At 65.0% G+C, this 15,902-nt stretch carries 14 protein-coding genes; 10 read left to right on the top strand and 4 right to left on the bottom strand.

Annotated elements, in window-relative coordinates; translation table 11 throughout:
* Position 1 precedes the first annotated feature (1 nt).
* Positions 2–1,195 carry a cation:proton antiporter gene (locus tag ACQVBX_RS01305; protein ID WP_431636099.1) on the bottom strand — a complete coding sequence of 398 codons (1,194 nt, stop codon included), beginning with the start codon at positions 1,193–1,195 and terminating at the stop codon, positions 2–4.
* A 263-nt stretch (positions 1,196–1,458) separates the two neighbouring features.
* Here ACQVBX_RS01305 and ACQVBX_RS01300 point away from each other — a divergent pair, with 263 nt between their 5' ends.
* The 3 genes from ACQVBX_RS01300 to ACQVBX_RS01290 all read left to right on the top strand — a co-directional run bounded on the left by ACQVBX_RS01300 (position 1,459) and on the right by ACQVBX_RS01290 (position 7,644).
* Positions 1,459–3,051: an alpha-amylase family glycosyl hydrolase gene (locus ACQVBX_RS01300; RefSeq protein WP_431636098.1), complete on the top strand. Its 1,593-nt coding sequence runs from the start codon at positions 1,459–1,461 to the stop codon at positions 3,049–3,051.
* Positions 3,052–3,091: 40 nt separating this feature from the next.
* Positions 3,092–5,473: a TIM-barrel domain-containing protein gene (locus ACQVBX_RS01295; RefSeq protein ID WP_431636097.1), complete on the top strand. Its 2,382-nt coding sequence runs from the start codon at positions 3,092–3,094 to the stop codon at positions 5,471–5,473.
* 131 nt (positions 5,474–5,604) lie between these two features.
* Positions 5,605–7,644: a glycoside hydrolase family 13 protein gene (locus ACQVBX_RS01290; RefSeq protein WP_431636096.1), complete on the top strand. Its 2,040-nt coding sequence runs from the start codon at positions 5,605–5,607 to the stop codon at positions 7,642–7,644.
* A 138-nt stretch (positions 7,645–7,782) separates the two neighbouring features.
* On the opposite strand, the gene ACQVBX_RS01285 is transcribed toward ACQVBX_RS01290, so the two are convergent.
* Positions 7,783–8,604: an autoinducer binding domain-containing protein gene (locus ACQVBX_RS01285; RefSeq protein WP_431636095.1), complete on the bottom strand. Its 822-nt coding sequence runs from the start codon at positions 8,602–8,604 to the stop codon at positions 7,783–7,785.
* Here ACQVBX_RS01285 and ACQVBX_RS01280 point away from each other — a divergent pair.
* Both ACQVBX_RS01280 and ACQVBX_RS01275 read left to right on the top strand, forming a co-directional pair.
* Positions 8,603–9,037: a DUF4902 domain-containing protein gene (locus tag ACQVBX_RS01280; RefSeq protein WP_431636094.1), complete on the top strand. Its 435-nt coding sequence runs from the start codon at positions 8,603–8,605 to the stop codon at positions 9,035–9,037. The two genes, ACQVBX_RS01285 and ACQVBX_RS01280, sit on opposite strands and share 2 nt — an antisense overlap.
* 103 nt (positions 9,038–9,140) lie before the next feature.
* The gene (locus tag ACQVBX_RS01275) at positions 9,141–9,722 is read left to right on the top strand and encodes an acyl-homoserine-lactone synthase (RefSeq protein WP_431636093.1); all 582 of its coding nucleotides are present in this window, start codon (positions 9,141–9,143) and stop codon (positions 9,720–9,722) included.
* 373 nt (positions 9,723–10,095) lie between these two features.
* Here ACQVBX_RS01275 and ACQVBX_RS01270 read toward each other — a convergent pair whose 3' ends face one another.
* Together ACQVBX_RS01270 and ACQVBX_RS01265 are read right to left on the bottom strand one after the other, a co-directional pair.
* Positions 10,096–10,353 carry a hypothetical protein gene (locus ACQVBX_RS01270; protein WP_431636092.1) on the bottom strand — a complete coding sequence of 86 codons (258 nt, stop codon included), beginning with the start codon at positions 10,351–10,353 and terminating at the stop codon, positions 10,096–10,098.
* 360 nt (positions 10,354–10,713) lie between these two features.
* Complete coding sequence (locus tag ACQVBX_RS01265) at positions 10,714–11,706, bottom strand: helix-turn-helix domain-containing protein (RefSeq protein WP_431636091.1); 993 nt, start codon at positions 11,704–11,706, stop codon at positions 10,714–10,716.
* 522 nt (positions 11,707–12,228) lie between these two features.
* Between ACQVBX_RS01265 and ACQVBX_RS01260 the strand changes: the two genes are divergently transcribed.
* The 5 genes from ACQVBX_RS01260 to ACQVBX_RS01240 all read left to right on the top strand — a co-directional run bounded on the left by ACQVBX_RS01260 (position 12,229) and on the right by ACQVBX_RS01240 (position 15,891).
* Positions 12,229–12,402 (top strand): Flp family type IVb pilin, encoded by a 174-nt coding sequence (locus tag ACQVBX_RS01260; protein ID WP_431636090.1) that lies wholly within the window; start codon positions 12,229–12,231, stop codon positions 12,400–12,402.
* A gap of 130 nt (positions 12,403–12,532) precedes the next feature.
* Positions 12,533–13,060, top strand: coding sequence for an A24 family peptidase (locus ACQVBX_RS01255; protein ID WP_431636089.1), 528 nt, complete (start codon positions 12,533–12,535; stop codon positions 13,058–13,060).
* On the top strand, positions 13,048–13,575 hold the full coding sequence (locus ACQVBX_RS01250) for a TadE/TadG family type IV pilus assembly protein (RefSeq protein ID WP_431636088.1): 528 nt from the start codon (positions 13,048–13,050) through the stop codon (positions 13,573–13,575). Before ACQVBX_RS01255 ends, ACQVBX_RS01250 begins: the two co-directional genes overlap by 13 nt.
* A gap of 4 nt (positions 13,576–13,579) precedes the next feature.
* Complete coding sequence (gene cpaB / locus ACQVBX_RS01245; protein WP_431636087.1) at positions 13,580–14,584, top strand: Flp pilus assembly protein CpaB; 1,005 nt, start codon at positions 13,580–13,582, stop codon at positions 14,582–14,584.
* Entirely contained in the window at positions 14,581–15,891 is a 1,311-nt protein-coding gene (locus ACQVBX_RS01240; RefSeq protein WP_431636086.1) for a type II and III secretion system protein family protein, read from the top strand. Before cpaB ends, ACQVBX_RS01240 begins: the two co-directional genes overlap by 4 nt.
* Positions 15,892–15,902: the final 11 nt, after the last annotated feature.

Below are 15,902 nucleotides of genomic sequence, written 5' to 3'. Positions count from 1 at the left end.
ACTACTCGCCGCTGCGCAAGGCCTGGGCCAGCCGCGGGCTGACCATCGGCACCGTGAGCATGGTGCTGACCACCGCCATCAGCAGCAGCGCGGTAAAGGTGTCGCTGGTGATCAGCTGCCGGTCGAGCAGGATGTTGACGAAGATGATCATGATCAGTGCCTTGGTCTGCAGCAGCCAGCCGACCACCCACGCCTGCCCCCGCGGCCAGCGCAGCAGGCGTGCGGCCAACTGCACGCCGGCAAGCTTGCCGACCACCGCCGCCACCAGCAGCACGCCGGCAGCGATGAACACCGCGCCGCCGCCGACGCTGAAGTGCGTGCGCAAGCCGGTGGACAGGAAGAACACCGGCATCACCACCAGCAGCACGTGGTGGCGCAGCAGGTCGAGTTGCTTTTGCTCGAACCAATCGCGGTCGATCACCGCGCCGGAAAGGAACGCGCCCACCATGAAATGCAGACCGGCGCGATCGGCGGCAAAGCCGCAGGCGGCCAGCCAGATCAGGCCCAGGTACCAGCGGTCGGATTCCGTAACGCGGCGCATCAGCCGGCGGAACAGCCACGCCGCCGGCGCGAACAGCAGCAGGAACGCGAACTGCAGGCCGACGCGGTGCCAATCCACCAGGATCACCGCCAGCACGCCCCAGATCGCCACGTCGTCGAGGCTGGCGTAGCGCAGCACGCGCTGGCCCAGCGGCTCGCGCAGGATCGCCAGCTTTTCCATCAGCAGCAGCAGGATGGGAAGCGCGGTCACCGCGCAGGCCATCCCCACGCCCAGCACGAATTGCCACGGCGCCGCGGCCGGCCCAATCCATCCCCCGCGCCAGCCAAGCAGCCCGATGGCCGCCAGGCATCCGGTAAACAGCGGCGCCCCGAGGGCCAGGCCGGCGGTGATGCCGCACTCGCGCCGCTTGAGCCATACCTCCTTGAGATCCAGCTCGATACCGGCGATCCACACGAACACCATCACCGCCCACCACGCGATGCCGTTCAAGGCCTGGATCACCGGCGCACTGAACACCTCCGCGTAGTAGCCGGGAAACACCGCGCCCAGCACGCCGGGGCCGAGCACGATGCCGCACAGGATCTGCACCACCACCAGCGGCGCCCAGTAGTCGGTGCGACCCAGCCGCCACAGCAGATAGGGCACCGAGAAGATGAGGAACATCGCGATCAGGAAGACGTCGGTCTGGTTCATTGCGCGCGCTTGGGGAGAAAACGGTGGAGCATCTTCGCCGAAACATCGCCGGTGCGGCGACGCGATATTTTTATTCCGCACCGCACAACGGAAAACCGCACAGCAGCGCGGATGAATACGTATGCAGGAGCGGCGCTACAGCACGCACGCGGCCTACCATCGACAACGATTGCGGGCGCCAGGTTTGGACGTCCGATCGCTCTCCTGCCCGGCGCGAAGGCGTGCCGACATCGAGATCATTCCCGCTGCTCCAGGAGCCGCCCTTGCCTCGCCGCGTCCTACTTGCCGCCCTCGTCGCTGCCACCGCGCTTGCCAGCGCCTGCAGCGTGATGCCGCCCCACGCGAAGCACGCCGCTGCCAGCAGCGCGGCGACGCCGGCACCCACCCGCGATGCCGCGAGCAGCGGCGTCTACTACGAGATCTTTGTGCGCAGCTGGTACGACACCAACGGCGACGGCATCGGCGATCTCAACGGCGTCACCGCCAAGCTCGATTACCTCCAGTCGCTGGGCGTCAGTGGCATCTGGCTGATGCCGATCAACCCCTCGCCCAGCTACCACGGCTACGACGTCACCGTCTACGAGGCGATCAACCCGCAGTACGGCACCATGGCCGACTTCGAACGCCTGTTGCGTGAGGCGCACCAGCGCGGCATTAAGGTGATCATCGACCTGGTGATCAACCACACCAGCGACCAGCACCCGTGGTTCCTCGCCGCGCAAAACCCGCGCGACCCGCACCACGACTGGTATCAATGGGCCACGCCCAGCACCGATTTGGCCCAGCACAGCGCCGCGGGCGACCGCGCCTGGCAGCCGCTGCCGGATGGCCGGCACTACCTGGGCATCTTTTCCCCGGGCATGCCCGATCTCAACTACGACAACCCGGCCGTGCGCCAGGCGATGGTCGACGTGGGCCGGTTCTGGTCGCGCAAGGGCGTAGACGGCTTTCGGCTGGACGCCGCACGCCACATCTATCTCGACTTCAAGTCGAAGGAAGGCGACCGTGCCGTGCTCGACAAGAACCTCGCCTGGTGGAAGCAGTTCATGCGCGGCGTGCGGCAGGTGAATCCCGCGGCCTACGTGGTCGGCGAAGTCACCGAAAGCACACCCGAGGCACTGGCGCCGTGGTTCGGCGCGCTCAGCGCGGTGTTCGATTTTCCTTTGGCGACACGACTGATCGACGCCGCACGCAGTGGCGAGGCCGGCGACCTGGCGACGTTCCTGCAGCAGGCGCAGGGCGCGTTCGACGCCGCGGCGGGCAAGGCCGGCGTGGACGCGCCGTTTCTCTCTAACCACGATCAGAACCGCGTGATGAGCCAGCTCGATGGCCAGGCCGGGCCGATGCGCGTGGCCGCCGCGATGCTGCTGACCCTGCCCGGCCATCCGTACGTGTATTACGGCGAAGAGCTGGGCATGCGCGGCGTCAAACCAGACCCCGACCTGCGCGAGCCGATGCGCTGGGAACGCTCCGCCCGCGCCAGCGGCGAGGCGAGCTGGAAGGCATCCACCGCGCGCGACGGTGCCGAGGTCTCGGTGCAGGCGGAGCTGGCCGATCCGTGCTCGCTGCTCAATCACTACCGCAGCCTGATCGACTGGCGCCGCGAGATCAGCGCGCTGCGCGACGGCACGCTGCACGCGTGGCCGGCCGGCAACGGCCACGTCGCCGCCTGGCGGCTGGATGACGCGGACAGCCACGTGCTGGTGCTGCACAACCTATCCGCCCAGCCGCAACGCGTGGCGCTCGGCACCAGCGCCGCCACCTTCTCCACCCTGGCACGCCAGACCGCCGCCGGCGCTACGCTCGCCGACGGCCAACTCACGCTGCCGCCCTACGCTTCGGTGATCCTGCGCTGAGCGCAGACACCGGCTCCCTGTTTATCGAAAGGTTTTTTGCATGCCCCAGCTCACACCCCGCCACCTCGCACTCGCACTCGCCCTAGGCCTCAGCCTGGGCATGGCGGCCGCCCCCGCGCTGGCCGCTACCACGACGCCGACCGCGTTCACCGCGCAGGTTGCCCACGGCAGCCTCACGCTCGCCCACGGCAAGGACCGCATCGCGATCGGTTTCATCACGCCCACCGCCGTGCGCATCCACGTGCTGCCGGACGGCGAGAGCAGCCCTGCCTCCATCGTGATCGACCCGAAGGCGCTGCATGCCGCGCCGGCCAACGTGAAAACCCGCACGGCGGGCACGGTGACCACGCTGTCCACCGGCGCGGCCACGCTGCGCTGGGATGCGCGCGACGGCAGCATGCAGTTTTCTGACGCCGCCGGGCATGTGCTGTTGACCCAGCGCGACGTCGCCAAGCTTACCGGCGGCAAGCTGACGCTGGATCACGCCCGTGGCGATGCCCTGTACGGCATCGGCGGCTACAACGCCACCGAGGACGCCAGCGCTGGACTGCTGCGCAGCGGCACGCAGAAGATCACCGCGGGCGAACAGGGTCACGCCGGTGCGCCGCTGGTGTGGAGCACCGCCGGCTACGGCGTGTTGGTGGATACCGTCGGCGGTACGTTCAACCTCGCCAACGGCCGCATCGCCACCGCCGACACCTCGCGCAAGGATCTGGACGTCTACCTGATCGCCGGCGCGCCGAAACAGATCTTCGCCGACGTGGCGACGATCAGCGGCCGCACACCGCTGTTCCCGAAATGGGCGATGGGCTTCACCAACAGCCAGTGGGGCATCGACGAGAAGGAGCTGCTGAAGATCGTCGACACCTACCGCGCCAAGCACATCCCGATCGACAACTTCACGCTCGACTTCGACTGGAAGGACTGGGGCAACGACTGGGGCGAGTTCACCTGGAACACCACCAAGTTCCCCGATGGTCCCAGCGGCAAGCTCAAGCAGATGCTGGACGAGCGCGGTATCAAGCTCACCGGCATCATGAAGCCGCGCGTGCACATCAATACCGTGGAAGGCCGCGAGGCTGCCGAGAAGGGTTACTTCCTCAAGGGTAACCAGCCGGCCAAGGACTACTTCTCCGGCAAGCTGGTGCGCGAGATCGACTTCGCCAATCCGCAGGCGCGCACGTGGTTCTTCGACCACATGAAGAGCGCATTCCACTCCGGCATCGTCGGCTGGTGGAACGACGAAGCGGACAACGTGGGCATCGACACCCAGCACCTGGACATGCAGCGCGCGATCTACGACGGCCAGCGCGCAATGACCGACCAACGCGTGTGGTCGATCAGCCGCAACTTCTACCTCGGCGCGCAGCGCTACGCCTACGGCATGTGGTCGGGTGACATCCACACCGGCTTCGCCAGCATGGCCGGTCAGCGCGCGCGCATGTTGAGCGCGATCGATGTCGGCGCGATGCAGTGGGGCATGGATACCGGCGGCTTCACCCACGGCACGCCGACTCCGGAAAACTACGCGCGCTGGGTGCAGTTCGGCGCCTTCGTGCCGGTGTTCCGCGTGCATGGCGATTCCAGCCAGAAACGCCAGCCATGGGTGTACGGCCCCACCGCGGAGAAGGCCGCGGCCGATGCGATCCGCCTACGCTACCGCCTGATCCCCTACATCTACAGCTATGAGGACCAGCGTCGCCACAGCGGCGTCGGCCTGGTGCGCCCGCTCACCTTCGACTGGCCGAACGATCCGAAGGTGCGCAACGACGTGGCCAGTTGGATGTTCGGCGACAGCCTGCTGGTGTCGCCGGTGGTTGAGCAGGGCCAGACGTCCAAGGCCATCTACCTGCCGGCCGGCCAGTGGACCGACTGGTTCAGCGGCAAGCGCTACGCCGGGGGCCAGGACGTGACGCTGGCGATCGACGCGAAAACCTGGAGCGACATCCCGCTGTTCGTGCGTGACGGCGCGATCATTCCCACCCAGCCGGTGATGGACTACGTGGGCCAGCATCCGGTGACGCAGGTGGACGTGGAGATGTTCCCCGCCGCCCGGCGCACCTCGTTCGACTACTACGACGATGACGGCACCACCTACGCCTACGAGCACGGCGCGTATTTCCGCCAGCCGCTCAGCCTGCAGCGCACCGCCGACGGCGTGACCGTGCAAACCGGGGCGGTCGAGGGCCGCTTCACGCCCGCGCTCAAGTTCTATCTGTTCAAGGTGCACGGCGATGCGGCCAGCACCGTTACCGCCGATGGCCAGGCGCTGGCGCGGGCCAGCAGTCTCGCTGCGCTGACCCAGGGCAGCGGCGAAGGCTGGACCACCGGCACCGATCGATTCGGCGCGGTCACCTATGTCCGGGTGAACGCGACGCAGGCGCGAACCCTCGCGCTGGTTTGGGGGCACGCGCCCATGTAAGCCCACGCGCGCCCCTTCGGAGGGAGCTGTCGATACACCACACGTGCGGTCGGGAGACCGCGCGGCGGCCTCGTCTGCTCCCGATTTGCCCATGCCATGCCGGCGCGGGCCATCACTGGAGGAGAAAGTCGATGTTCGCAAGCAAGGAGTTTTACCGGACGGGATGGCAACACCGCACGACCGCGCGCCGCGCACTCTGGCTCGCCTTGGCCGCCACCCTGGCAGCGGGCGCCCTGCCCGTCACAGCACGCGCGGCCAGCAACGACAACAACGTGGAGTGGAACGGCCTGTTCCACGACCAGGGCCCGCTGTTCGACAACCACGTCGAGCCCACGTCCGCCCAGGCGGTGACACTGACCTTCCGCACCTTCAAGGGCGATATCACCAGCGCCACCATCAAGTACTACGACAGCGGCGACAGCGCCTTCCATACCGTGGCGATGAGCTGGTCGTCCAACGACCCCACCGGCACCTTCGACTACTGGACCGGAACGATCCCGGCCAGCGCATCGGAGAAGTACTACCGCTTCAAGATCACCGATGGCACGGCCACCGCCTGGTACAACGCCGCCGGCATCAGCTCGTCCGAACCCAGCTCCGGCGACTTCTTCATCATCCCCAACTTCACTACGCCGGCGTGGATGAAGAACGGCGTGATGTACCAGATCTTCCCAGACCGCTTCTACAACGGATCCACCGCCAACGACGTCACCAACGGCCAGTACACGTACTCCGGCTGCGCCACTGAACAGCACGCGTGGGGATCGAGCGTGTTCGCCAACGTCAGCGGCTGCAACACCGCAGTGTTCTTCGGCGGCGACCTGGCCGGCATCGACCAGAAGCTCGGCTACATCAAGAACACCGTCGGCGCGAACATCCTCTACCTCAACCCGATCTTCCTCTCGCCGAGCAACCACAAGTACGACACCGAGGACTACATGACGGTGGACCCGGCGTTCGGCAGCAACAGCACGCTGCAGACGCTGAGCGCGGATATCCACAGCACCAGCAACGGACCGAAGGGCTACCTGGTGCTCGACGGCGTGTTCAACCACACAGGCGACACGCACAAGTGGTTCGACCGCTACAACTGGTGGACTTCCATCACCGGCGCCTACGAGTCGCAGTCCAGCCCCACCTACGGCTACTACACGTTCCAGAGCTGGCCCAACACCTACTCCGGATTCTTCGGCTATTCCAGCATGCCCAAGCTGGACTACGGCGCCAGCGGCTCGGCGGTACGCAATGCGATCTACGGCGCCAGCACCTCGGTGGTGAAGACCTACCTCAAGTCCCCCTATTCGATCGACGGCTGGCGGTTGGATGCCGCCGAATACATCGACGCCGGCGGCAACGGCGGCAAGGACGCCATCAATCATCAGGTGATGGCTGAACTGCGCACGGCGGTGAAGTCGGTCAACGCCAACGCCGACATCCTCGGTGAGTTCTGGGGCAACGCCGGGCCGTGGACCACCAACGGCGCCGAGTGGGACGGCGCGATGAACTACGACGGCTTCACCCAGCCGGTGTCGGAGTGGATCACCGGCCAGGACTACGGCGGCGGCAGCGCGTCGATCCCGGCCTCGCAGTTCGACAGCTGGCTGCACGGCACGCGGGCGAACTACCCGACCAACGTGCAGCAGGTGATGTCGAACTTCCTCTCCAGCCACGACATCACCCGCTTCGGCAACCGCGCCGGCGGCGACATCTGGAAAACCTACCTCGCGCTGATCTTCCAGATGACCTACGTGGGCACGCCGACCATCTACTACGGCGACGAGTACGGCATGCAGGGCGGCGCCGATCCGGACAACCGCCGCACCTTCGACTGGAACACCGGCACCAGCACCAACAGTGCGGTGGCCCTCACCGGCAAGCTCACCGCCATCCGCAACGCGTATCCGGCGCTGCGCACCGGCTCGTTCATGAGCCTGCTCACCGACGACACCAACAAGCTCTACGCCTACGGTCGTTTCGACGCCACCAACCGCATCGCGGTGGCGCTCAACAACGACAGCACCAGCCACACGGTGACCGTGCCGGTGTGGCAGCTGAGCATGACCAACGGCAGCACGGTGACCGACCTGCTCTCCGGCTCGCACTACACCGTGCAGAACGGCACGGTGAGCGTGAACGTCAACGGGCACTACGGCGCGATCCTGGCGCAGTGATGCGAGACATCCGGCGGGGCGCCTGCCCCGCCGGACCCGCAGCTACGCGAGTGCCAATGTTGCTGATTAGCTTTTCATCACCCGCCATCTCGGACACGCGGGAGCTACACGGCACGCTGGGCTGCGCTGCGGCGAGGATCAATAGAGCATGTCGAAGAGCATGGCCTTGGCGATCGCCTGTGTCTTGTTGACCACGTCCAGCTTGCTGACACAGCGCGTGATGTGAAAGTTCACGGTGCGCGCGGTGATACCCAGAATGATGCCGATCTCGTCGGCGGTCTTGCCGGCCGCCGTCCAGCGCAACACCTCGCGCTCGCGGGAAGTTAGCTCGCAGGATGGCCCGGGAAGGTGACGCTGCTGATGCGCGGCGCTCAGCAGACCCTGCACTGTCTGGCCCAGCCACATGAGCTGCATCTCACGCGCATTCAGCTCGTCGGCGGTGAGCGCGGAACCGGAACGGGCCAGCGACAGTACACCGCTGGTGCCGCCCCGGCCGTAAGTCGTCAGCGCCCAACCATGCCTGACGCCGTGGGCGTCCGCCTCCTCCCAGAATTCGCCGCAATCCTCGCGCGCTGCGGCGCTCCACACCAACGGTGCGTGCCCCCGCAAAGGGGCGCGAACGAGCGGGTCGATCTCCAGGTATCCCTGCGAAAAATAGCGCTCCAGCCACGCGTCGGGATAGGTGCTCGCCCAGGCCAGCTCTGGATCGTTCGCCGACAGCAACGGCGTTTTCAGGACATAAGAGCAATACTCGAAGCCCAGTTCCTGAACGATCGAGCCGAGTTCACTGACCATGTCCGGCATGGAGCCGGACAGCACCCCCAGACGATGCAGACAATCGTCGCGCCAACGAATCACCGCCGCCTCTCCGAACTGCGAGATATGACAGCTGAAAGTTACTTGGTATGGGGCTAAGGTGCCATGGCCCTTTGGCCAGCCGTTCCGGAGGATCATCGACATGGCCGACGATGGCTATCTGCGACTTACCTGCACTGCATTTCTGCGCCTGCAGTTCCGCCCGCACATGGTTTGGCCGGACGCATCGCTGCTCGAGGAACTCGCACACGCTCAGGTAGGCCTCGGCATCCGTCGTGCCGGGCATTGCGAATGGGTTGCCTCACTCGAGCCGCCCCCTTCTACTGGCCGTCTGGTGAGCGTCGGCTGGGCATGGATGGAGACGCTGGAGAGTCGCCTGCTGCTCGCTCCAGGGGGGGTCCAGTCCAACCTGAGGCTCCTGTCCGACGACAACATGGATCTGGGTTCGCGCACCACCCAGTTGCTTCTCGCCGAATGGCTCGATGAGGCGGCGTGGCAGGAAAGCACGCGCCAGGCTCTGGGGGACGCGCCCCCGCGAGCCCTGGCATCCGCAAGGCGCACATGGGGAAGCGCCTAGCCTACACGCCATCCACATGGTGTGGAGCTGTCAACAATGACAGTTACGCAGCCGCCGCAACTCCTCTTGAATCGTGCAGGAATTGGGGGTGCGGAGATCGCTGGTGCTGTCCTTGTTCGCAGGAACCTTCGAGCAGATGCCCGCTGGCCTGGACATGCGCCTGGGAGCCTACCGGCACAGCGTGTTCGTCGAAGAATTAGGGTGGCAGCTCGCATGTCAGGAAGGCGATGAACGGGATCAGTTCGATCGCCCGGATACCGTGTATGTGGTGGCGCAAGACGATGCCGGCGAGCTGTGTGGCTGCGCTCGACTCCTTCCCACGACGCAGGGCTATCTGCTCGGTGATGTCTTTCCGGAGTTGATGAACGGAGTCAGCCCGCCGCACTCACCCGATCTTTGGGAGCTGTCACGGTTCTCTACGCGGCCGAGTACACCGGGTAAGGCGCTGTCGAGAGACGAGCAACGCGAGCGCTTCTGCGCCTTGTTCAGAGCACTCACGGGTGCCGCGTTGCAGCGCGGTGCGGCTCGTCTGATTACCTTCACTGCGCTGGGAGTGGAGCGCATCCTTCGGCAGATCGGAATTCATGCTCACCGAATCGGCCCTCCGCAATGGATCGATGGGCAACCGGTGATCGCCATGTATATCGAGCTCGACGAACTGACGGCCAAAGCACTGGAACCCTAGGAGCGTCTCAAGACGCCACCGGGAAGGGGAGCGGCACGGACGCCGGATCCATGGATGGATAACTTTCGATCAGGAAGCTGGAGCGCGACAGCGGGTTCGCAGGGAACCGGCGCCGTAGTGGCAGGAAGCAGCCTATGGACAGCGGCAGGAGCCGTACGGCGATCGACATGCGCGCATCTATGGAGAGTTGGAGCGGCCACGGATGGCCGCCTCCACATTCAGACAGTGCGTGACTCTGGGCAAGTACGCATCAGGGCTGTCACCGCCAGAACTGCATCACTGTAAGGCGCTGCCAACGGCAGATGTCTGCTTCCCGTGCCGGGCCGCTGGTGACTGCCTCCGCCGATACCGTCGCCACCCGTCGTAGAACGTTCTAGGCCACGGCGCTCATCATATCGGCGCCAGAAAATTCCGCCGCATCCCTCGGATAATGCGCGAGGAGGATAGACAAATTTTCGGTGGCCAGCTCTACAAAGACGGTACGCCCGGACGCAGCGTGCTCTTCTCTAGCGAGTTGACGCGCAAGCTTTATCGCCGGTGCCAGCTTCAGCTGTCTGCACACGACCCAGCGATTGATCGTGACATACCACTGCGTGTTGCGGCTCGCCCTGATCGAATAGACAACGCTCATTTCATTGCTCCTTATGTGCGTACGCTTCCCATGGTTGCCTTGATACGTCGACATCGCGGGCGCGACGCGGGCTCGCACAGTGAGCAACGCCGCTCCCGAATCCGTGCCCAGCTTGCGCGGGGAGCACAGCAGACAACTACCGCCGAAGTGAACTGGTAGCTTGTTTGAAGACCATTAGACCGACCCGCATGGTCGATGGATATGTCGAAGCGGCACTACTGTGCGCATATCCGGCAATGTCTGGTGCGTATCCGGCAATCGACGTACCTCGGCTCATCCATCGCTGACAACCGGACGGGCCGCCCGGTCCGAGGTTCGGTCAGGCAGAGGCGGCTCCGCGCCAGTCGATCGACGCCACAGTCAAGGTGAGGAAAGCGAGGACTCCAGCGACGGTGTGCGCATCAGCGTCTGCCGCGGCAGCTCTCCGAAGACTCGCCGGTAGTGGTCGGCGAAGCGCGAGAGATCCCACAACCCGCAGCTCAGCGCGACGGACTTGACGGACCGCCGGCTGGCGTCCGACAGCGTGAGACTTCGGCAGGCGGTGCATAAGCGCAGCAGCGAGAGGTATCTGCTTGGCGACACGCCCAGCAGCTCGTCGAAGGCGTAACGCAGTGAGCGCTCGCTCACTCCGGCCGCGTTGCACAGCTCATTGATGTAGATCTCGCGCCGGATATTGGCGCGCATGAACTGTTCGGTGCGCTGCACGACCAAGTAGTGCGTACGCCGCCCGCGTGAGCATTGGGGCCGGTCATCGGGCGAGGCGGCCACTCCTGCGATCAGGTAGCTGGCGATCAAGGCATCCACGTCCGCGTCAGCGACCTCCGCAGTACCCGCGGCGCCTTCAGTTTGGACCAAACGGGCACCGATGCCGAGGAAATGTTCGCGCAGATTGGTTGCCTGTGTGCCCTGGTTGAGCTTGAACAGCGATAGCCGTCGCGCGAGCTGTGCGGGCTGATGCGGCTCCAGCGCGATGAGGTGGGCATGCAAGCGCTCGACAGGCACCAGCACCACGGTGAGCCGGGCATGCGCCCCCAGTTTGAACTCGCTGATGCCCTCTGGTGACAGGAGAAATGCCACGCCCGACTCGAGCGGAGTGCCATGGCACCAGCCGGCTTCCGGCATCTGGTGGATGTATCCGAGCAGACACCACTCAGCGGGAAGCACGAACCGGCCCCGGAACGGAAAGCCAATTTCGCCGTGACAGAGGATAGTTGTACTGGTCGCGCGCGAACTGAAGGTCGCTCGTGGACCATGGCCACCAAGCAGGACCATTTCCATCTCGCAAACCCGCAACAACCCGGCGATGGAGACGAGGTCGCAGGCCTGCAGATCCTCGCCTCCCGCTATCGCCATGAATAACAGCCTTCCATAAGCTTCACGCCCCCTGGCGCCCGCCTGTATCACCCGCGGTCGGCGCATGCCGTTTCAGAATACTAATCTAGAAGACGGGACCTTTGGAACAATGCACGTTTTCGGCAAACGAAGAGGTTCGCAAGATGTTTTGTCGGGATGGCACCTTTCTACGAAAAATTCTGATACACAAAACCACTTCTCGAATCTTTTTGCCGTTTTTGTGCATCCCAATCCGATTCGCAGACAGAGACTGGCGTTATGGAGTGGCGAGCGCTGGCTTGCTTGCCTGAAGCAGGGGCCATATGGATATCGCACTGACGGTCGAGGAACCGCTGTATCGCCGCGGTCCTGAACAACCCACCACACCTGCCAGAGCAAGGGCGTGTCAGGCGCCACGCTTGGATACGGCCGTAACTGGCTGTGCACCTTGCTATGCGCCTCCCCCTTCTTTACCTCTATCAGCCGGAGCCTTTTCAGGCTCCGCTTTTATGGTCGTCACTTCGTTTCAAAGGAGGCAAGGCAATGAAGGCATTCATGCGCAATTTCATTCGCGACGAACGCGGCATCACGGCTGTTGAGTACGGCATTTTAGCGGCCATCGTCGCTGCAGCCATCGTTGCAATATTTCAACCATCGATACAGGCCTTCTTTACTGCAGTTTTCGCCAAGCTCACGGCGGTTCTTGACAGCCTGTAAGCGATGCACCCAAAAGGGTCGCGTCATTTATTTGACGCGACCCTAAAAACGGCCTTTTGTCGAGGGCCTGGACCAATTCGCCTTGGCGATTAATTTTTGTTTCATTGACGATTTATTGGAATCATAGAAATTGCCGAGCCCGCTACCCATCGTTGCCGCTGCGTTATGCGTCCCGATCTTTTTCGGCGACCTACGTGCGCGACGCGTCCCCAACAGTTGGCTACTTGTCGCACTGGGGCTCGGCACCGTGCTGCTTGCAGTGGACCGGCTCACCAACCCTGGCGCAGTGGCTCCATGGAGCACCTGGACGCACCTCGCCGGGCTGGCTGCCGGGATGATCGCGCTACTCCCGTTCTATGCGCTTGGCTGGATGGGCGCGGGTGACGTGAAGTTTTACGCCACCTTGGGCTTTCTGCTTGGGATGGAGGCATTGCTGCCGATATGGATCATCAGCGCACTGCTGGGTGGCATGCAGTTGGTTGCCGGCCTGCTGTGGCGCTGGGGTCTACGGCACATGCGCATGGCAGCCTCGCCCCCCGCGCAGTGGCTGCAATCGGGTCGCCAAGGGCGCCCAGGCACGCCCTACGCGTCCTACCTTGCCCTGGGCGCTCTCACCTTCATTGCCGCGCCTGGGTTCTGTCATCGATGGCTGCCGTGATCAGCCCGACACCGTGCGGGAATCGGCGCGTTCAGGCGCTACCGCGCGATCAGCGCGGCGTCGCGTCCGTCGAGTTCGCGCTGGTGTTCCTGCTCGGCATGCTGCCCCTGCTGATGCTCACCTTTTCCGGCGTACTGATTCTCGCGGCCAGGCAGTCACTGACCCTGGCGGCCGAAGAAGGCGCAAGGGCCGCACTGCGCTATGGCAGTGACGCCACGCGCGCGACCCAGGCCTGCCAGGCGGCGAGGCAATCCATGCAGTGGCTGCTCACCTACTCCGGCGAGGCGGTGGACTGCGCCGCCCCTCCCGCCGCTGGCGGAAGCTACGCGCCTATCACCGTCTCGGCAGCTACCCCGTGCGCAAGCGCGCCCTCGATCAGCTGCATGACTGTCATCACCGCTTACGACTACAACGCTCACCCCTTCATCCCAGGCACCACAACGATCTACGGGTGGTTGATGCAAGGCGCGTTGACCAGCTCCGCGACCGTCCAACTCGACACGCAAGGCAACTGATCCCATGGACATTCCATCAACGCAGAAGATCACCCGCTTCGCCGCGTTGCTCCTGGTGGGTATCGCCGTAGTACTCGCGCTCGTCGCGCTGCTGCAGGGACGGCACCCAGCCAAGGCCTCGGAGGTGAACCCTGCGGGCACCGCCGTTGGAGCGAAGTCGGTCAACGGCGCCTCCGACGACGGTCGCGTCGTCGTAGCGGAGCGCCCGCTTCGTGCAGGCACCCCCATTCCCCCGGACGCACTGGGCTTCGCTGCCCTTCATCCGCGCCCGACGGACGGCTACGACGACATCGCGCAGGTCGCCGGCGGCATCCCGCGTATCGACATCCCAAGCGGAGCGCCCATCACGGCAACGCTGCTTGCGAACGACCTCTCCGCCGCCCTGCATCCTGACGAGCGGGCACTTGCCGTGCCGGTGAACGAGTTGACCGGGGTAGCCCACCGGATCGTGCCGGGCGACTACGTCGACGTCTTCCTCGTACTCAAGGGATCGCGCAACACCGATGTCGGCATGCCGCCGGGGCTGGCTCAATCCCGTCTGCTGCTGTCGCGGCTGCGCGTACTGGCATATGGCGCGCGCGATCTGCCGACAGCGACTCGCGAGAAAAGCGCCGCTGCCGCCACCGTGAAGCCGGCCACCAACGAAACTCCCGCGCGCACCGCCGTGCTGGCCGTACCGCTGGAGTCGGTCGATCGCCTCTTGCTTGGCGCACAGGAGGGACAACTGTCCCTCGCCTTACGAAACCCTCGGGACAGCGACCAACCGGGCCTCGCGCTGTTTCCGCAGCCGCGAGCCGTACTGGAAGCCGCGCCTGGGCTTTCTGCCGATCAACGGGCGGCGCTGGGGCAACCGGCAAACCGCGCCTTTGCGGGCATCGACGGTGCAGGACTGGCCGGTCGCGGCGACGCACCCGTATCCCGGCCACATCACCTCTCCGGCGGCGGCATCGAGATTATTCGAGGGGCGCAGCGCGGACACACAGCCAACGCAGGGAAGCTTTTGCCATGACGCCACGGTTGCAGCGACTCTCCGCCTGCCTGACTTTGCTGATCGCGGCGACCGCTGCCGCCAGCAGCCAATCCGTGGCGACGCTGACGACGCACGAGCAGCGCCCATGGCCCGTACCAGCCGGCCTCGAACGAGTTGCCATTGCCGATCCGACTGTCGCCGATTTCCTGCTGCTCAAGGGCAATCGGCAGGCGCTGCTGGTAGGGAAGAAGCCTGGGCAGACGACATTGTTGCTTTGGACGCGGGGCCATCAGGCGCCGCAACGGGTGTTGGTGAATGTGCGCAATCCACTGCAGGCGCAACTGTCGGGCCGTGGCGACACGCAATTGCAGGTCCACGACGGCGAAGCACTGATCCAGGGAAGCACGCCCACTCTGCTCGATCACGCACAGACGATCGCGGCCGCCAGGGATGCCGTGGGAGCCAAGGGCAGCGTGAGTGACCAGTCCACGATCGCCAGCGGCGGTGTGGTGCAGGTCGATGTGAAGGTGGTCGAGTTCGACAAGACCGCACTGCGCCAGATCGGCCTGAGCTTCAAGGCCGGCAACAACGGCTTCAGCTACAGCCTCGGTGGTCCCGGGTCCCAGCTCAGCGGCAGCGGTGCGGGAAACGACGTCATCTCCTCGGCCTTCAACCTCGTGCTTGGTCACACCAGCGCCAACGGTAGGCATCTGTGGAATGCCAACCTCGACCTGCTGCAGAGCGACGGTCTGGTCCGGGTGCTGGCGGAGCCCACCCTGGTCGCGCTCTCCGGCCAGAGTGCCAGCTTCCTCTCCGGGGGTGAGCTCCCGATCCCCGTCCCCCAGGGGCTGGGCACCACCACGATCGTCTACAAGCCCTTCGGCATCGGCCTCACCGTGACTCCGACGGTGCTTGCCCCGAACCGCATCGCGCTGAAAGTGGCACCGGAAGCTAGCGATCTCGACTACACCAATGCGGTATCGCTCAACGGCGTGTCGGTGCCTGCGATCACCACGCGTCGCGCCGACACCACGGTGGAATTGGGAGACGGCGAGACCTTCATCGTCGGCGGCCTGGTGAGCCAGTCGATCAACTCGCAAGTGGACAAGGTGCCGCTGTTGGGCGACATCCCCATCCTCGGGGCCTTTTTCCGCGACCTGAAGTACAGCCGGACGGATAAAGAGCTGGTGATCATGGTGACGCCGCACCTGGTGCAGCCGCTCATGCGCAACGCCCGCCTTCCGCTCCCCGGCGAACGAGAGGTACGCGACCGACACGCTCCTGTCTGGGGGGCCTGGCTGCTTGACCCGGCGGGCAAAGATCAGCTCCCCGGCTTCTCACGGTGAGCGCAGCGACG

Origin of the sequence: Dyella thailandensis (genome assembly GCF_050749815.1) — a bacterium.
Taxonomy (GTDB): domain Bacteria; phylum Pseudomonadota; class Gammaproteobacteria; order Xanthomonadales; family Rhodanobacteraceae; genus Dyella_A.
This window is presented reverse-complemented; position numbering and strand designations above follow the sequence as displayed.

Excerpts from the sequence above, each read along its gene's own strand:
- ACQVBX_RS01280 (WP_431636094.1), top strand. The coding sequence starts at position 8,603 with ATGGCCGACGATGGCTATCTGCGACTTACCTGCACTGCATTTCTGCGC.
- ACQVBX_RS01290 (WP_431636096.1), top strand. The coding sequence starts at position 5,605 with ATGTTCGCAAGCAAGGAGTTTTACCGGACGGGATGGCAACACCGCACG.
- ACQVBX_RS01270 (WP_431636092.1), bottom strand. The coding sequence starts at position 10,353 with ATGAGCGTTGTCTATTCGATCAGGGCGAGCCGCAACACGCAGTGGTAT.
- ACQVBX_RS01305 (WP_431636099.1), bottom strand. The coding sequence starts at position 1,195 with ATGAACCAGACCGACGTCTTCCTGATCGCGATGTTCCTCATCTTCTCG.
- ACQVBX_RS01250 (WP_431636088.1), top strand. The coding sequence starts at position 13,048 with ATGGCTGCCGTGATCAGCCCGACACCGTGCGGGAATCGGCGCGTTCAG.
- ACQVBX_RS01285 (WP_431636095.1), bottom strand. The coding sequence starts at position 8,604 with ATGTCGATGATCCTCCGGAACGGCTGGCCAAAGGGCCATGGCACCTTA.
- ACQVBX_RS01265 (WP_431636091.1), bottom strand. The coding sequence starts at position 11,706 with ATGGCGATAGCGGGAGGCGAGGATCTGCAGGCCTGCGACCTCGTCTCC.
- cpaB (WP_431636087.1), top strand. The coding sequence starts at position 13,580 with ATGGACATTCCATCAACGCAGAAGATCACCCGCTTCGCCGCGTTGCTC.
- ACQVBX_RS01240 (WP_431636086.1), top strand. The coding sequence starts at position 14,581 with ATGACGCCACGGTTGCAGCGACTCTCCGCCTGCCTGACTTTGCTGATC.
- ACQVBX_RS01295 (WP_431636097.1), top strand. The coding sequence starts at position 3,092 with ATGCCCCAGCTCACACCCCGCCACCTCGCACTCGCACTCGCCCTAGGC.
- ACQVBX_RS01260 (WP_431636090.1), top strand. The coding sequence starts at position 12,229 with ATGAAGGCATTCATGCGCAATTTCATTCGCGACGAACGCGGCATCACG.